Source organism: Arthrobacter sp. U41 (genome assembly GCF_007679325.1).
GTDB lineage: Bacteria > Actinomycetota > Actinomycetes > Actinomycetales > Micrococcaceae > Arthrobacter.
Window position 1 is genome coordinate 149,948 of the sequence record NZ_VEGI01000004.1, and the last position, 16,622, is coordinate 166,569.

Below are 16,622 nucleotides of genomic sequence, written 5' to 3' on the forward strand. Positions count from 1 at the left end.
CGTCAGCGGCTGATGGTCGCCTGGCGCACCACTTCGCCCCACGACTGCTGTGCGAGGTCCGCCACGGAAGCCAGGATTTCCGACGGCGGCCGCGACAGGTCCAGCGGAAACTCCACCACGTCGATGTCCGTGTTGAGAATCCGGCGCAGCTTGATCTCCCCCGCGCCCGGGTAGACCAGCCAGGCCGTCGGCACCCGGAGGGACGTGCAGTACGCCAGCATCCTGTAGTGATCCCCCGACAGGGAGGCACCGGCGTCGGCCGCGGCCTGATACTTGGCGTCGTAGACCATCACCGGCCGCCCTCCCAGCAGGTGGACGGCGCCGGGCTGCACCACGATCCGGTCCGAGTCGCGCACAGCCTCATTGAGCAGGGCGTTGTACCGGAGCCGCATCTCCCCCGGGTACGCGGCCATGGCCTCGCGGAGCGCCGTGCCGACGAAGTCCTCGAACACTACAGACATGTCCACCACAAACGACGCCGACTGTTGCGTGCCGTCGCCGGCCTCCGCCGAAGCGTGGCGCAGGATCACCTCGGCGAGCCGCAGCGCGGCCTGGTAGCGGGTGTTCATCCGGCTGGCCCGCCACACCGGCAAGGGCGCGCCGGACTGCAGGCGGGTCACGGCGGCGAGCTTGCCCTTGAGCTGGCGGAGCCGGCTCAGCACCACCGGCCGCACCCCCGGGACCTGGGACATCCGTTCCAGGGCCGCCCGCAGGATGCGGTTCTCCGCAATGTCCTCGGTGAACTCGTCGTAGGAGACCTCAAGCGGCACCAGCATGCCGGGCCGCCGCGAAATCTGGTCCGAAATGCGGATCCGGCCTTTGACCGTCCGGAGTGACTCGTCGACGTTGAGGTAGCCCTGCAGGACCCCGCGGCTCAATGCGCGGTCGGCGAGCTGGGCCAGCGATTCGGCCAGCGCGCTCCACAGATCCGCCTCCTCGACCGCGGCCACGGAGTCCTCCCGGAAGCCTTGGTCGCCGGCGTAGCCGAGTAGGAACAGGAGCCGGTCCAGGCCCAGCCGGTCCTTGGGCCGCACCTCGAGCTGCACCGACGGCGTGCGCACCGAGCCGACCTTCCCCACCGGCTCGATCCGATACAGACCCATGCCCATGGGCGAGGCGTTGGCCAGGCCGCTGCCATTGACAAAGGCGGCACTGGCGGGGTCGAGCCTGTCGACGACGCCGCCGGAGAGCTCGTCAAGGACGATCCGGCGGACCCGCTGCGATCCCGGTGCGCCGTGGCCGGCCGGCCTCGGCTGGCTAGACGCGCGCAAGGCGGTCAAGAAGCTGGTCCAGGCCGAACCGCTCCTCCAGCTGGGCCCGGTTCAACTGCCCGTGGTAGTGCTCCTCCAGGAGCGGCATCAGCTCGTACTTCCAGATCCGGCGCAGGCCCTTGGGCGTCTGGGCGGACTGCTTCATGAAATAGGACGGGCCGATCATCAGGTCACGGTCCCACTCGTCAATGGCGTCATTGAGCGCGTCCATGAGCAGCGCCGGCGTCGTATCCAGGTCGCGGGCCTGCAGGAACCGCAGCAGCGAGCCCTTCACCGGCTCCGTCTTGGGGTGCAGCTCGATGAAGGAGAACCGGCGGCGGATGGCGGCGTCCATCATCGCAATGGACCGGTCCGCGGTGTTCATGGTGCCGATGATGTAGAGGTTGTCCGGCAGCGTGAACGGCTCATTGGGGCTGTACTGCAGGTAGATCCGGTCGTCGCGGTATTCGAGCAGGAAGTACAGCTCGCCGAAAACCTTCGCGAGGTTCGCCCGGTTCATCTCATCAATAATCAGGAAGTACGGCTTGCTCTCGTTCCCCGGCTTGGCAGCTTCCTCGGCGATCCGCCGCAACGGCCCGGCGACCAGTTTGAAGGACACCTGGCCTTCCTCGGTTTTGTCCGGCCGGAAGCCCTCGAAGAAGTCCTCGTAGGCGTAGGAGGGGTGGAACTGCACCAGTTTGACGCGTTCGTCGGTGGTGTCGCCGGCGAGCTGGGCCGCCAGGTGCTTGGCCAGGTACGTCTTGCCCGTTCCGGGCGGGCCGTAGAGCACCAGCTGGCGGTTCTCCTCCAGCAGTTCGGCGATCTCCTGCAGGGGTTCCAGGTCCATGTGCAGGGACGCGGCGAACTCCGGCGTCAGGGGCCGGAACCCTTCACAGGCGGGTTCGACGACGGCGGCCGGCTCCGTGCCGTCGTCGGGCTCGGCTTCCGCCTCGGCGGGCAGCAGGGCCTCCAGGGCCTGGATGACGCGCGTGACGTCCACGACGATGCCGGAGGTAGCCAGCTGGCGCTGCACGTGGCGGGGCAGCTCGGTCATGTTGTGGGTTTCGTCGAACCAGCGGACCTTGCGGCGGAGCCGGCGGTTGTCTTCGTGGTGCTCAGGCTCACCGAGGACCACGCCCACACGGACAGTGCCCGAGCTCTGGTACAGGGTCAGGTCGCCGGGCTTCATCACGGTCAGGAAGGCGAAGACCGCGGTTTTAGTGTCCTCGCGTTCCACGTAGCCGAGGTGTTTGTAGTCCTCGTCCACGGCATGCTGGACCAGCCCGGCGGTGACGCCGGGGTCCAGCAGGCGGAGGTGCTCGACGTCGAGCGTCACCGATTCCTCGGCCTGCCAGGTGCCGAGCAGTTCGGCGTTGTCGTGGTGGGTGCGCAGCAGCCAGGCGCGCCGGCCGGGGTCGCCCACCTTCCGCCACTGGCTCACCAGCTGCCGGGAGTACCAGTCGATGCGTTGGCCGGCCTGCTCATCGAGGTGCAGCCGGATGCGGTGGATGTCCGCGGAAACTTCCTCGTCGCTGTCGCCCTTCGCCCCGCCCACCAAGGAGGCAAAAGCGTCGCGGATCTCCTGGCGTTCGACGTCGGCCACGACCGGTTCGAAGTAGCTGGGCCAGACCAGGAATTCGATGCTGCGGCGAATAGCCGGCTGGTCATCCGGGGTGCCGGCCACCAGCTGGTGGAACGCCAGCGGATCCTTGACGGCCGCCGCGACGGCGCCCGCCGGTCGCTGGGCGACGTGCTGCACAAACCGGCAGAGCCACTTCAGGTGGTCCCAGATGGTCCAGTTGAACTCGGCCGTGCGGTCGCGGATGACGCCGTGATCCGTCATGCCGGCGTACAGCTCGTCCGGCAGCTCCAGCGGCGGCTCGAGCCAGGACGCGGCCTCGGCCACCCGGGCACGCTTGACCTTGAGGGATTTCACCTCGTGCGCCAGCGGCAGGGACTGCAGGAAGAGCAGCTCAACCGCCAACTGCTTGGCGCCCCGGGTAGCGTCCTGAAGGTTCTGCCGCAGGTTGGTCATCATGGGAGCTTTGGGATCCGGCACCCCGCGTTCGAGGCGGTCCAGGAGCTCCGCTGCAGCCTGCACAGACCACGTCTTGGTGCGTCCGTCCAGGGCCGACGGTTTACCGTGCAACCCTGGCCCCAAAACGAACCACGCCGCGTCTTCGATCTCTTTGGAGATGCCGAGGGCGCGGTGCATGGCAGGCTTTTTGGTTGGGGTCATGCTTTCAATTTACAGGCTTAAGCTGACAGCCCGCATCACGGTCCCGCCCCAAGTTACTGAGCGGTAGCGCGTTTCGTTACTTGGCGGCGCGGCCGCGCTTGACGCCGAATGTGAAGTAGCTGCCTGGGCCGACGAAGTTGACCAAAGTCGCCATCCGCCACAACGTCTTGCTGCCGCGGATCTGTTCAGCCGGGCGGCGTGTGATGTCCCGCTGCGCGGCGACCAGCATCGAGAGCTGGACGAGTGCGGCGGAAATCGTTCCGAACTTCGCCATCGGCGAGAGTTCCTTCCAGGTCTTTTTCCGGGCGTTCCTCTTGCGTGCTCGTTTGGTCATTATGATCTTCGCTCCTTGGCTTCGGGGCGGGCTGCCCGCGGATTGGTTCATTCTAGGGACGTTCCGTGGAGCGAGGTAGGGTCCAAGGGGCCGGATTTGCCGGACATGCGGCACCCCGTGGCTGGCCCGGGATGGGCTCACCCGCCGTGGACCGGGGTGAACCGGGCGATCTTCTCCTTCTGCTCCGGCGTCAGCCTGAGCACCCGGCCGGTGGCCTCGTCCACAAACGCCAGATGGCTTGTGGCCCGGACACAGTCCTCACGGGTGACGGGATCCTGCACGAGGTAGTGGATGTCGAAGCTGGCACCCTTCACCGCGCCGATCCAGAGCTGCACCAGAGCCGGCACGTTGCGGTACTCGAGGGTCCGGACGTAACGGATCTTGTGTTCCACGATCAGCGCCAGGGTCCCCTCCGGGACCTCGTTGAAGAGAGGCACCGGGGGCTCGACGCCCGGCAGCCCGGAGCCCCGGGGCGGCCCGAAGGCCGCGATGCGGGCTTCCTCGAGGATCCGGACGATCTGGACGTTGTTGATGTGGCCGTAGGCGTCCATGTCGCCCCAGCGCATCGGGATCTGCACCTCGATGCGCCGGGACATTGACTCAGCGGACTCTGGTTTTCCGGACGCTGCCGGGGGGCCGGCGGCGCTCAACTGTGCACCGCCGTCGCGTCGTTTGCCGTGCTTTCCGAAAAGGCCGTTTCCGCGTCTTCACCGGCGAACTGGGACATGTAGAGCCGGTAGTAGGCGCCCTTGAGGTCCAGCAGCTGAGCGTGGGCGCCCTGCTCCACGATCCGGCCGGCCTCCATCACCAGGATGGTGTCGGCGTCGCGGATGGTCGAGAGGCGGTGGGCGATCACGAAGCTGGTGCGCTCGGTGCGGAGTGCGGCCATGGCCTTCTGGACGAGCACCTCGGTGCGGGTGTCCACCGAGCTGGTGGCCTCGTCCAGGATCAGGAGCGAGGGATTGGCCACGAAGGCCCGGGCAATGGTGATTAGCTGCTTCTCGCCGGCGCTGACGTTGTTTCCTTCCTCGTCAATGACGGTGTTGTAGCCGTCCGGGAGGGCGCGGACGAAGCGGTCCACGAAGGTGGCTTTCGCTGCCTCCATCACCTGTTCCTCGGTGGCGTCCAGCTTGCCGTAGCGGATGTTGTCGTAGATGGTTCCGCTGAAAAGCCAGGCATCCTGGAGCACCATACCCACCTTGGCGCGCAGTTCCGCACGGCTCAGGTGGGTGATGTCCACTCCGTCCAGGGTGATGCTGCCGTCCTGGAGTTCATAGAAACGCATGACGAGGTTCACCAGGGTGGTCTTGCCGGCCCCGGTGGGGCCGACGATCGCCACGGTGTGCCCGGGTTCCGCGGTGAAGGACAGGTCCTCGATCAGCGGCTTGTCCGGGGTATAGCTGAAGGACACGTGCCGGAACTCGACGTGGCCGTCGGTCTTGGCCGGAAGCTGTTCGGTGGCGGTCTCGGCGTCCTGCTCCTCGGCGTCGAGGAATTCAAAGACCCGTTCCGCGGAGGCGACACCGGACTGCAGCATGTTGGCCATGCCCGCCATCTGTCCCAGCGGCTGGGTGAACTCGCGCGAGTACTGGATGAACGCGGTGGCGTCGCCCAGGCTCATCCCGCCGGACGCGACGCGGAGGCCGCCGACGACGGCGATTCCCACGTAGCTGAGGTAGGACACGAACTGCATGACCGGCATGATCATGCCGGAGACGAACTGCGCGCCGAAGCTGGCCTTGTAGAGGGCCTCGTTCCGCTCGTCGAAGCGCTCCAGCATGTCGGCGTCGCGGCCGAAGACCCGGACGAGGTCGTGGCCGGAGAAGGATTCCTCGATCTGGCCGTTGAGTTCGCCGGTGTTCTTCCACTGGGAGGCAAAGAGCTTCTGGCTGCGGGAGCCGATGATGCCGGCGGCGACAGCCGAAAGCGGCAGCGCAACGAGGGCAATCAGCGCCAGCTGCCAGGACACGATGAACATCATGATGACGATGCCGATCACCGTCAGTGCCGAGTTCACCAGCTGTGCGAAGGCCTGCTGCAGCGCCTGCTGGATGTTGTCCACGTCGTTGGTGACCCGCGAGAGGATGTCGCCGCGCTGGCGGGTGTCGAAATAGTTCAGCGGGAGCCGGTTGAGCTTCCTCTCGGTGTCGTCGCGGAGTTGGCGGACCACCCGCATGACCAGGATGTTCAGGACGTAGCCCTGCAGCCACAGGAAGATGTTGGCGACGAAGTACATCACCAGCACCACGCTGATCAGGTAAGCGAGTTCCTGGAAGTCGATACCGACACCCGGGATCACGTCCATCCTGGCGAGCATGTCCGCGAAGTTGTCCTGGCCCTGGGCACGGAGGCCTTCGACGTACTGCTCTTTGGTGCCGCCGGCCGGCAGTTGCTTGCCCATGACACCGGCGAAGATCACGTCCATCGCCTGGCCGAGAATCCGGGGGGCAACAACGTTGAGGACGACGGCGACCGTCACCATCGCGAGCACGGCGATGATGCCGGCCCGCTCGGGCTTGAGCAGGCCCATCAGCCGCTTCGCGGAGGGCCAGAAGTGCTGGGCTTTTTTGGCCGGAATGTCACCGAACATGCCGCCGTCGGCTTCGCCGGGCTTGTATTCCTCCTCATAGAAGTCGTCGTCCGGCTCCGTCGCGGCGAGCCGCGAGTCGGGTTCGGTGGCGGCAGCGGGCCTGCCCGAGTGTGGCGTGACGTTCTCTTTGGTGCTCATGCCACTGCCTCCGCGGTCAGCTGGGATTCGACAATTTCCTGATAGGTGCTGGAACTCTCCAGCAATTCGTCGTGCGTGCCGCGGTCCACGATCCGGCCGTTGTCGAGCACCAGGATCTGGTCAGCGTCGGCGATGGTGGAGACGCGCTGGCCCACGATGATCACGGTGGCGTCCGCGGTTTTCGCCTTGAGGGCCCGTCGGAGCCGGGCGTCCGTGGCGACGTCGAGGGCGGAGAAGGAGTCGTCGAACAGGAAGACCTTGGGTTCGGTGACGAGGGCGCGGGCGATGCAGAGCCGCTGGCGCTGGCCGCCCGAGACGTTGGTGCCGCCCTGGGCGATCCGTGAACCGAGCCCGTTTTTCTTCTCGCGCACAAAGTCCGCTGCCTGGGCCACGGTCAGGGCGTCCCAGAGCTGCTCGTCCGTGGCATCAGGCTTGCCGAAGCGCAGGTTGTGCTCGATGGTCCCCGAGAACAGGTACGGCCGCTGCGGCACCATGGCGACGCGCTGGGTGATTTCCGCCCGGTCCAGGTCGGTGACCGGGACGCCGTCGAGCAGCACCTCCCCCGACGCAGCGTCGTAGAGGCGGGGCAGCAGCGCCAGCAGGCTGGACTTGCCAGCGCCGGTGGAGCCGATGATCGCCACGGTCTGCCCCGGCTCGGCGGTGAAGCTGATGTCGCTGAGCACCGGCGCTTCGGCGCCGGGGTAAGCGAAGGACACGTTCCGGAATTCAACCCGGCCGGCCTTCTCAGCCGGCGTCACGGGGGTGAGTGCTTCGTGGATGGAGGGTTCGACGTCGAGCACCTCACCGATGCGGTCCGCGCACACCGAGGCGCGCGGAATCATCATGGCCATAAAGGTGCCCATCATGACCGCCATCAAAATTTGCAGCAGGTACTGGAGGAAGGCCGTGAGTGCGCCGACCTGCATTTCGCCGGCGTCGACCCGCTGACCGCCGAACCACAGCACGGCCGCGGTGGAGATGTGCAGGATCATGCCGATGGCCGGGAACATGAGTACGAAGAGCGCACCGATTTTCAGTGACACGTCGGTCAGGTCCTTGTTGGCCGCGCCGAAGCGCTCGGCCTCGTGGGGTTCGCGGACGAACGCACGGACGACTCGGATGCCGATGATCTGTTCGCGGAGGACGCCGTTGAGCCGGTCGATCTTCGTCTGCATGGAACGGAACAGCGGCATCAGGCGGACCACCAAGTAGCCCACCACGACGATGAGCACCGGAACGGAAACCCAGACCAGCCAGGACAGGTTGAGGTCCTCGCGGAGCGCCATAATGATGCCGCCGATGCACATGATGGGGGTGGCCACCATAAAGTTCAGGCCCATCAGCATGAGCATCTGCACCTGCTGGACATCGTTGGTGCCGCGCGTGATCAGGGTGGGGGCGCCGAAAACGTTGACGTCCTTCGCGGAGAAGCTGGTGACCTGGCGGAACACGCCGCGGCGCAGGTCACGGCCGAACGCCATGGCGGCTTTGGACCCGAAGTACACCCCGGCGATCGCGGTGGCGACCTGGATGAGGGCAACGCCCAGCATCACCCCGCCGGTGCGCCAGATGTAGTCCGTATCGCCGCGGGATACGCCCTCGTCAATGATCTGGGCGTTCAGGCTGGGCAGGTACAGCGCCGCAATGGTGGAGGCCAGCTGGAAGAAGATGACTGCCCAGATGTAGGGCAAATACGGCTTCGAGTAGCGCCGTATAAGAGTGACAAGCATGCCCACGAGTCCTTAGGAGATACCGAATGAATGAGGCTGGAGAAGAGTCTGGTGGGGGAACATCAACCGGATGCTCTTAGTAGTAGCAGAGGGGGCCGACAGCCATAGCCATCCAACTCTACGAAACGACCAGCCCGGGTGGAACATCGGCGGCCGAAAATCATCCAAACGGCGTACTTTTCGTCAACAAGCTGCCGCTGGAACTGCCGCGGACGCCGCTGCCGTGTTCGCCCGGGCCGGTGACCGGGCCGGTGACCGGGCCGGCGTCAGAGGCTGCGGCACTGGTGACCGGGCCGCCGTCGGACGTGGCAGTAGCGGCGGCGGGGCCGGCGATGTCCACCGTGCGCCGCAACGGCTCCTCCTTGATGAAGAGGATCGCGATCAGGGCAACCACCCCGACGATCGCCGAGACCATAAAGATCTGCGCCGTGGCGTCACCGTAAGCGGCCCGCATGATCTCGCGGACGGGTCCGGGCATGTCCTGGAGGTCCAGGCTGGCGCCGGCGCCGCCGCTGGGGGGAATCCCCGCTGCGGCGAATCCCTCGGCGGCGAGTTCCTTGACCCTGTTGGCCATGATGGCGCCGAGGACGGAGACGCCGATGGCGCCGCCCACCGAGCGGAAGAACGCGACGGAGGCGCTGGCGGTTCCGATGTCGCGTGCCCGCACGGTGTTCTGCACGGCCAGGACGAGGTTCTGCATCAGCAGGCCCAGGCCGAGGCCGAGGATCGCGGTGTAGACACCGGTCAGCCAGAGATCGGTGGTGTGATCGATGGTTCCGGTCAGCCCGAGACCGCTGATGAGCAGGACGGCGCCCGCCACCAGGTACCTCTTCCACTTTCCGGTCCGGCTGATCCGCTGGCCGGAGACGACGGAACCGATCAGGTTGCCGGCGATCATCGGCAGGGTCAGGAGTCCTGCCTCGGTGGGTGATGCGCCGCGTGCCACCTGGAAGTACTGGCCCAGGAACGCGGAGGAGCCGAACATCCCGACGCCGACGGCGATCGAGGCAAGGATGGAGAGGGCGGTGGTGCGCTGCGAAATGATCTTCAGCGGAATGATCGGCTGCGGCACCTTGGATTCCACCAGGACCAAGAGGGCCAGCAGGACGACGCCGCCGCCCACCATGGCTACGCTCTGCCAGGACCACCAGTCGTAGTAATCCGGGTTGCCGGCGAACGACACCCAGATCAGCAGCAGGCTCACGCCCGAGGTCAGCAGGATGGAGCCCAGCCAGTCGATCTTCGCGGGACGCCGGACGTGCGGCAGTTTCAGGGTGACCTGCAGCAGGACCAGGGCGATCACGGCGAGCGGGACGCACACGAAGAAGGTCCAGCGCCAGCCGAGCGGGCTGTCCACGATGAATCCGCCGAGCAGCGGTCCCCCGGCGGTACCCACGGCCATCACGGCGCCCATGTAGCCGGAGTACTTGCCGCGGTCGCGCGGCGGGATGATGGAGCCGATGATCGCCATGGCCAGTGCGGTGAGCCCGCCCATGGCGATGCCCTGGATGACGCGTGCGGTGAGCAGCAGCGGGATGGTCTCGGACAGGCCCGCCATGACGGACCCGGCCACAAAGATCACGATGCTGAGCTGTACCAGTAGCTTCTTGTTAAAGAGGTCGGCGAGTTTGCCCCAGATAGGCGTGGTGGCGGCGTTGGCCAGCAGGGCCGCGGTGATGACCCAGGCGAAGTCCGTCTGGGTTCCGTGGAGCTCGGACATGATCGTGGGCAGGGCGTTCGCGACGATCGTGCTGCTGATAATTGCGGTGAAGAACGCGGCCAGCAGGCCCGTGAGGGCTTCCAGGATCTGGCGGTGGGTCATCACCGCCCCCGGGGCGGGTGGCTTTTCTGTGGTTACTGCCATGGGGTGCTCCTCAAACAATGTCGGTCGTGGTGGTGGCTCCGGCCGTCGTTGCCCGGGCTGATGTCCTGAGGGACTCAGCAAGTTTCTGCAGGGTATTGGTGGTTTCCTCAACGTCCTGCTCGCTCCAGTCCTGCAGGAAACCGAGAAGGGTGGCGGCGCGCTGGTCCTCGATGGCGCGGAGTTTTTCGGCCCCCGAGGCGGAGAGCGCGATCAGTTGCGCCCGCCCGTCCAGGGGGTCGGGCCGGCGGACCACGTAGCCCTGTTCCTCCAGTTCGGCGATGTGCCGGCTGAGGACGGGGGCGCTGACGCCGAGCCGTTCCGCCAGTGCGGTGGCGCGGGACTCCCCCTCCCCCACGAAACGCAGCACACCCTGCAGGGCCACACCGGTGTCCTCCCCGCGGAGTTTGACCGCGGCGACGCACCGAACAGCGCGTTGCAGGTCGAAGATCTGGTGGACGAGCTTGGCGGCGGTGTCCGGCGCGACGGCCATAACGGCTCCCTAGTTTCTTCTCTTCGCTGGTTTTGCTTGCCTAAGGCAACAAATATAGCAGAGAATTAGTTACTTCGGGAAACTAACCCTGTTACTGGGGGCGCTGCGGCTTAAATGCCAAGCGCGGACCGGCAGCAGTGCTGCCGGTCCGCGTTTGTTTGTCCGCGTAGGGGTGTGGAACGACCTCAGGCGTTCAGGTGCTTATGCCTCCAGGTGGGTGGGGGCGAACATCTTGAGCAGGGTTTCGACGACGACGACGTTGGGTCCGTCGGCGGCGAATCCAGCCTTGAGCGCCTCCCCGACGTCCTCGGGGGCAACGCGGACTGCCGGAACCCCGAATGCCTCCGCCAGCTTCACGAAGTCGGGACGGGCGAGTTCGGTGGCGGTGGCCTTGCCGAAGGCGCCCACCATGTATTCACGCAGGATGCCGTAGCCGCCGTCGTCCACGATCAGCCAGGTGACCGGAACGTTGTGCTGCTTGGCCGTGGCCAGTTCGGAGATGGAGTACATCGCCGAACCGTCGCCGGACACGGCGAGCACACGGGCCGAACCGCCGGGCCTGCCGGTGGTTTCCAGGCCGACGGCGCCGCCAATCGCCGCGGGGAAACCGAAGCCCAGCCCGCCGGCGCCCTGGGCGGAGTGGAACTGGCCTTCGCGGGCGTCCCAGCAGCTCCAGGCCCAGTAGGCGGAGATGGTCATGTCCCAGAACGTCTGCATGTCAGAGGGGACGGCCTCGCGGATGTCCGCCATGAACTTCAGTTCCTTGCCGAGGTCCTGGGATTCGAGCCGGTCTTTCACCTTGGCCAGGGTTTCCTTGACCAGGGCTTCGGGCGAGGTGCCGTGCCAGTCCGCACGTTCCCCATGCGGTTCCGTCAGGGCCGCATCGAGCGCTGCGAGCGCCTGGCCGGCGTCGGCCCGGATGCCCAGGCCGGGGCGGTTGGACTCCAGCACGCGCGGTTCGGCGTCGATCTGGATGATCCGGCCGCGCGGCTCAAAGGTGAAGTAGTTGGAGGTCACTTCACCCAGCGAGGAGCCGATGACGATCAGCACGTCGGCGTCTTCGAGCAGCTCCGTCATGTGCTGGTCCTCGATCCAGGACTGCAGCGAGAGCTCGTGGTTCCACGGGAACGCGCCGTTGCCGCCGGGGGTGCAGATGACCGGAGCCCGCAGCTTCTCGGCGATCGAGAGCAGCGATTTCTCGGCCCGGCCGCGGCGCGTGCCGCCGCCGGCGATGATGGCGGGACGTTCCGCCGTCGAAAGCCATTTCACGGCTTCGCGGACCAGTTCCACGCGGGGCGGGTTGTCGGCGGCCTCGGCGAGGGCGTCCTCCACCGGGGGAACCATGATGGGGTCCAGCAGGACGTTCTGCGGGATTTCCAGCCATACGGGTCCCTGCGGCGAGGAGATCGCCTCGGTCCAGGCGTCCTGGATGGCGGAGGGGATGCCGGAAGCGTGCTGGATCAGCCGCTGGCTCTTGGTGACGTTCGCGGCCGAAGCCTTCTGGTCATCGAGCTGGTGCAGCATGCCCTTGCGGCGCGCGCCGAGGCCTTCGAGCGGGATCTGGCTCGCGACGACCACCATGGGAACACCGGTGGCGTAGGCTTCCTGCAGCCCGGCCAGGGAGGTCAGGGCGCCGGGGCCGGTGGACAGGAAGAGGACACCCACTTCGCCGGTGGCGCGGGAGTAGCCGTCAGCGGCGAAGGCCGAGTTGTTCTCCACCCGGGAGGAGACGAAGTGCAGGTTTCCGCGGCCCATCGCGTCGAAGAGGCCCAGGGCGTGCTGGCCCGGGATGCCGAAGACGGTCTTGGCGCCGAGCGCTTCGAGGGTCTCGACGACGAGGTCGCCGCCGTTGCGTACGCCGGTCACTGGGAGACCCCGCTCTCGACGCGCTGTGACGCCGGAGTCGCGAAGCCGGCCGGACGGCGGGATTCCTGGCCGAGGGCCTGGGCGGCGTAGCCGTTGGCCGCCCCGAACCGGTCGCCTTCCACCGCGCGGTCCGCCATCAGCGTGACCAGTTCGTAGGCCACGTGGCTGGCAGCGACACCGGTGATGTCCGCGTGGTCGTACGCGGGGGCGACCTCGACGACGTCGGCCCCCACCAGGTTCATGCCGCGGAAGCCGCGGATGATTTCCAGCAGCTCGCGGCTGGTGATGCCGCCGGCTTCCGGGGTTCCGGTGCCGGGCGCGTGGGCGGGATCCAGCACGTCGATGTCCACCGAGATGTAGAGCGGACGGTTGCCGATCCGGTCGCGGACCTTGGCGACTGTTTCCAGCACACCCTGGTAGTAGACGTCGGCGGAGGTGACGATGCCGAAGCCGAAACGGTGATCGTCGTCGAGGTCCTTCTTGCCGTAGAGCGGGCCGCGGGTGCCGATGTGGCTGATGGCCTCGGTATCCAGGATGCCTTCCTCGACAGCGCGGCGGAACGGGGTGCCGTGCGTGTATTCGGCGCCGAAGTAGGTGTCCCAGGTGTCCAGGTGCGCGTCGAAGTGCAGCATGGCGACGGGCTCTCCGGCGCGTTCCGCGGCGGCGCGCAGCAGCGGCAGCGCTATGGTGTGGTCACCGCCGAGGGTGACCAGCTTGCTGCCGGACGCGGTTAGGTCCAGGGCGTTCTGCTGGATGGTCTCGATCGCCTCGTTGATGTTGAAGGGATTGACGGCCATGTCGCCGGCATCGGCCACCTGGATGTTTTCGAAGGGGCTGACGTCCCAGGCCGGGTTGTACGGACGCAGCAGGCGGCTGGCCTCGCGGATGTGGTTGGACCCGAAGCGGGCGCCGGGGCGGTAGGAGACGCCCGAGTCGAAGGGCACGCCAACCAGGGTGACGTCCGCCTTCGCGACCTGGTCCAGCCGCGGCAGGCGCGCATAGGTGGCGGCGCCCGCGTAGCGCGGAATGCGGGATGAATCGATGGGGCCAAGGTTGCCATTGGCCTCGATGCGCAGCTCTTCCAAAAGAAAGCCTCTCCTTCGAGGATTGACCGACGGGTGTGACAGCCATCATACACTCGAAGTTGCCTCTTGTGCATCAAATGTTTACTGAAGCTCCTTGGCGGGGGTGGGTCCCGACGTCCCTGCCCGGTTGCTTGCCCCGGCAGCCGACCGGCGCCCTAACGGCTCGCGGCGGGGACCAGCACCCAGAGAACCTCGACGGCGTCATCCGTCGGGTTCACCCAGGTGTGCGGCTCGCGGCCGGGGAACGTCACGGTGTCGCCCGTGTGCAGTTCGAATTCCTCGTTGGTGAGGATCAGCCGGATGCTGCCTTTGACCACGTGGAGGACATCGACGTCGCAGTCCACCGCATAGAGTTCCGATTCGCCGCGGCCGCGGGGCTCGATCACGGCCTGGATGATCTGCACGCGGCGCTCCGAGCGTGCGGTCAGCAGCCGTTCCACGATTCCCTCGCCGCCCAGCGAGATCCGCGGGCCCTCGTTCTTCTTGGTGAGATGCGTTTCCGGGGCGGCGAAGAGATCGCCGATCGAGATGGAGAGCACCTGGCACAGCGTCACCAGGGACGCCACCGACGGTGACGTGAGGTCGCGTTCCACCCGGCTGAGGAAACCTTTGGTCAGCCCGGTGGCATCGGCCACCTGCTCGATGGTGAGCCGCTGCGACTGCCTCGCGGCGCGGATCCGGGAACCGATGGCGACGGGAACGTTGCTCGGTTCAACTGGTAGAGCCTTCATGTAGGAACCTTTCACGGCCGGCCGCACGGCCCCATTGTTGGAGCAATACTAGCGGGACGGCATCCCCTGGAGGCCGGATCCGCCCACGCCGCGCAATGCGTCTTGACTGTTACCGGGGTCACAACATACTGTTTGGCAACAAGTGTTGCCTATTAGGCAATAGATGCCAAAAGGCACGGCGGAGTACCTTACCCAGGGACACTTCCGCCGGCAGACCGTCACCGTACCCGTCAAGAAGCACCTGAGCCCCGCCGCCCTGTTGCGCGCCGGAGGGTTCAGCCGTGCTCCGAACAGCTCTGAGGAGCCCTTAATGGACGCAAGTTTCGTCAACATCGCCATTGTGGTGGTGTACCTGGTCGCCATGCTGGCGTTCGGGTGGTGGGGTAAGTCCCGCACCAAGAACAACAGCGACTTCCTGGTGGCCGGCCGCCGCCTCGGCCCGTTCCTCTACACCGGAACCATGGCCGCCGTCGTGCTCGGTGGCGCCTCCACTGTCGGTGGCGTCGGCCTGGGCTACAAGTTCGGCATCTCCGGCATGTGGCTCGTGGTCGCGATCGGCGCCGGCGTGCTGCTGCTCAGCCTGCTCTTCGCCGGCACCATCCAGAAACTCAAGATCTACACCGTGTCCCAGATGCTGAGCCTGCGCTACGGCAGCAACGCCACCCAGACGTCGGGCATTGTGATGCTGGCCTACACGCTGATGCTCTGCGCCACCTCCACCGGCGCCTACGCCACCATCTTCGTGGTGCTCTTCGGCTGGGACCGCGCCCTCGCGATCGCCATCGGCGGCGCGATTGTCCTCGTGTACTCGACCATCGGCGGCATGTGGTCCATCACCCTGGCCGACCAGGTCCAGTTCGTCATCAAGACGGTCGGCATCTTCCTCCTGATGCTGCCGTTCACGCTCAACGCAGCCGGCGGCTTCGAGGGCATCCGGGCCCGCGTGGATGCCAGCTTCTTCCAGATTGACGGCATCGGCGTCCAGACGATCATCACGTACTTCGTCGTCTACACCCTGGGCCTGCTGATCGGCCAGGACATCTGGCAGCGCGTCTTCACCGCCAAGACCCCCTCGGTGGCCCGCTGGGGCGGCGCCACGGCCGGCATCTACTGCATCCTCTATGGTGCGGCCGGCGCCCTGATCGGCCTTGGCGCCCGCGTTGCACTGCCGGACATCGACGTCAAGGCCCTCGGCAAGGACGTTGTCTACGCCGAGGTCGCCACCAACCTGCTGCCGATCGGCATCGGCGGCCTGGTGCTCGCCGCCGCCGTCGCCGCCATGATGTCCACGGCCTCCGGCGCCCTGATCGCCGCCGCCACCGTGGCCCGCGCCGACGTCCTGCCGTTCGTCGCCAGCTGGTTCGGCAAGGACATCAACACTGAAGACACGGACAACCCGGAGCACGACGTCAGGGCCAACCGCATGTGGGTCCTGGGCCTCGGGATCGTCGCGATCGTCATCGCCATCATCACCAAGGACGTCGTCGCGGCCCTCACCATCGCGTACGACATCCTGGTCGGCGGCCTCCTCGTCGCCATCCTCGGCGGCCTGGTCTGGAAGCGCGGCACCGGTGTGGCAGCCGCCGCCTCCATGGCGGTGGGCTCGGTTGTCACCCTCGGGACCATGATCGTCCTGGAGATCAACGCCGAGGTCCCGCTGGACGGCATCTACGCCAATGAGCCGATCTACTTCGGCCTGCTGGCCTCCGCGGTGGTCTACATTGCGGTGTCCCTGCTGACCAAGCCGACGGACCCCGCGGTCATGGCCAACTGGCACCGCCGCGTCGCCGGCGGCGCCGCCGAGGAGGAACAGGTCCCCGTCCTGACCCACTAGGGTCCTGGCCCGCTAAGGTTCTGGCCCACCAGGGTCCTGGCAACGAGTTAACGTTCGACGGCGGCGCTCCCCCTGAGGGGGCGCCGCCGTCGAACTTTTAAGCTGAACCTACAACCCGGTGACACTCAAACCGCTGGGCATCATTCATTTTCCTCAGGCTCAAGGAATTCTTCCCCATCACGGGCCACCACCGGTTTCTCGTCGCCCAGGAAGTCCTCTTCGTCCAAGGGCACGATCAGGTCGGCCTCTTCGAAAAGCTCTTCCTCTTCCGTTTCCGCGGCGTCACTCACGGGCGCGTCCTCGGCGTAGTCGTAGGCGGGATCCGACTCGAGGGAATCCCGGGCCGGCTGGATAGGACGTGAACCGATGTTGTCCATGAAGCAACCTCCGTGTGACTGGGGTGGCGGCAGCGGCTCCGAAGAGCACACCCTGGATTTTCATTCGAACACCGGGAACCCGGCCGGTCAAGAC

General features: G+C 66.6%; 13 protein-coding genes. 1 reads left to right on the forward strand and 12 read right to left on the reverse strand.

The features are described from left to right. Positions 1-2: 2 nt before the first annotated feature. The 11 genes from FS787_RS13520 to FS787_RS13570 all read right to left on the reverse strand — a co-directional run bounded on the left by FS787_RS13520 (position 3) and on the right by FS787_RS13570 (position 14,317). Positions 3-1,271, reverse strand: coding sequence for an McrC family protein (locus tag FS787_RS13520; RefSeq protein WP_260982567.1), 1,269 nt, complete (start codon positions 1,269-1,271; stop codon positions 3-5). Beyond that, the gene (locus FS787_RS13525) at positions 1,258-3,489 is read right to left on the reverse strand and encodes an McrB family protein (RefSeq protein ID WP_144673014.1); all 2,232 of its coding nucleotides are present in this window, start codon (positions 3,487-3,489) and stop codon (positions 1,258-1,260) included. Before FS787_RS13525 ends, FS787_RS13520 begins: the two co-directional genes overlap by 14 nt. Before the next feature lie 76 nt (positions 3,490-3,565). Beyond that, positions 3,566-3,823, reverse strand: a complete 258-nt coding sequence (locus tag FS787_RS13530) for a hypothetical protein (RefSeq protein WP_144673016.1) — start codon at positions 3,821-3,823, stop codon at positions 3,566-3,568. A gap of 137 nt (positions 3,824-3,960) precedes the next feature. Continuing rightward, the gene (locus FS787_RS13535) at positions 3,961-4,389 is read right to left on the reverse strand and encodes a thioesterase family protein (protein WP_144673330.1); all 429 of its coding nucleotides are present in this window, start codon (positions 4,387-4,389) and stop codon (positions 3,961-3,963) included. An 80-nt stretch (positions 4,390-4,469) separates the two neighbouring features. Beyond that, on the reverse strand, positions 4,470-6,551 hold the full coding sequence (locus FS787_RS13540; protein WP_144673018.1) for an ABC transporter ATP-binding protein: 2,082 nt from the start codon (positions 6,549-6,551) through the stop codon (positions 4,470-4,472). Next, complete coding sequence (locus FS787_RS13545; protein ID WP_144673020.1) at positions 6,548-8,281, reverse strand: ABC transporter ATP-binding protein; 1,734 nt, start codon at positions 8,279-8,281, stop codon at positions 6,548-6,550. The genes FS787_RS13540 and FS787_RS13545 overlap by 4 nt, the downstream gene beginning before the upstream one ends. Positions 8,282-8,441: 160 nt before the next feature. After that, the gene (locus tag FS787_RS13550; protein WP_144673022.1) at positions 8,442-10,145 is read right to left on the reverse strand and encodes an MFS transporter; all 1,704 of its coding nucleotides are present in this window, start codon (positions 10,143-10,145) and stop codon (positions 8,442-8,444) included. A 10-nt stretch (positions 10,146-10,155) separates the two neighbouring features. Continuing rightward, a complete protein-coding gene (locus tag FS787_RS13555) occupies positions 10,156-10,635 on the reverse strand; it encodes a MarR family winged helix-turn-helix transcriptional regulator (RefSeq protein WP_144673024.1) in 480 nt (159 codons plus the stop codon). 201 nt (positions 10,636-10,836) lie between these two features. Then, positions 10,837-12,501 (reverse strand): thiamine pyrophosphate-binding protein, encoded by a 1,665-nt coding sequence (locus FS787_RS13560; RefSeq protein ID WP_144673026.1) that lies wholly within the window; start codon positions 12,499-12,501, stop codon positions 10,837-10,839. Beyond that, positions 12,498-13,586 carry an agmatinase gene (gene speB / locus FS787_RS13565; protein ID WP_144673028.1) on the reverse strand — a complete coding sequence of 363 codons (1,089 nt, stop codon included), beginning with the start codon at positions 13,584-13,586 and terminating at the stop codon, positions 12,498-12,500. Before speB ends, FS787_RS13560 begins: the two co-directional genes overlap by 4 nt. 155 nt (positions 13,587-13,741) lie before the next feature. Further along, complete coding sequence (locus FS787_RS13570; RefSeq protein ID WP_056424651.1) at positions 13,742-14,317, reverse strand: helix-turn-helix domain-containing protein; 576 nt, start codon at positions 14,315-14,317, stop codon at positions 13,742-13,744. A 310-nt stretch (positions 14,318-14,627) separates the two neighbouring features. Between FS787_RS13570 and FS787_RS13575 the strand changes: the two genes are divergently transcribed. Then, the gene (locus FS787_RS13575) at positions 14,628-16,151 is read left to right on the forward strand and encodes a sodium:solute symporter (RefSeq protein WP_144673030.1); all 1,524 of its coding nucleotides are present in this window, start codon (positions 14,628-14,630) and stop codon (positions 16,149-16,151) included. A gap of 140 nt (positions 16,152-16,291) precedes the next feature. Here FS787_RS13575 and FS787_RS13580 read toward each other — a convergent pair whose 3' ends face one another. Further along, positions 16,292-16,528 (reverse strand): hypothetical protein, encoded by a 237-nt coding sequence (locus FS787_RS13580; RefSeq protein ID WP_144673032.1) that lies wholly within the window; start codon positions 16,526-16,528, stop codon positions 16,292-16,294. Positions 16,529-16,622: the final 94 nt, after the last annotated feature.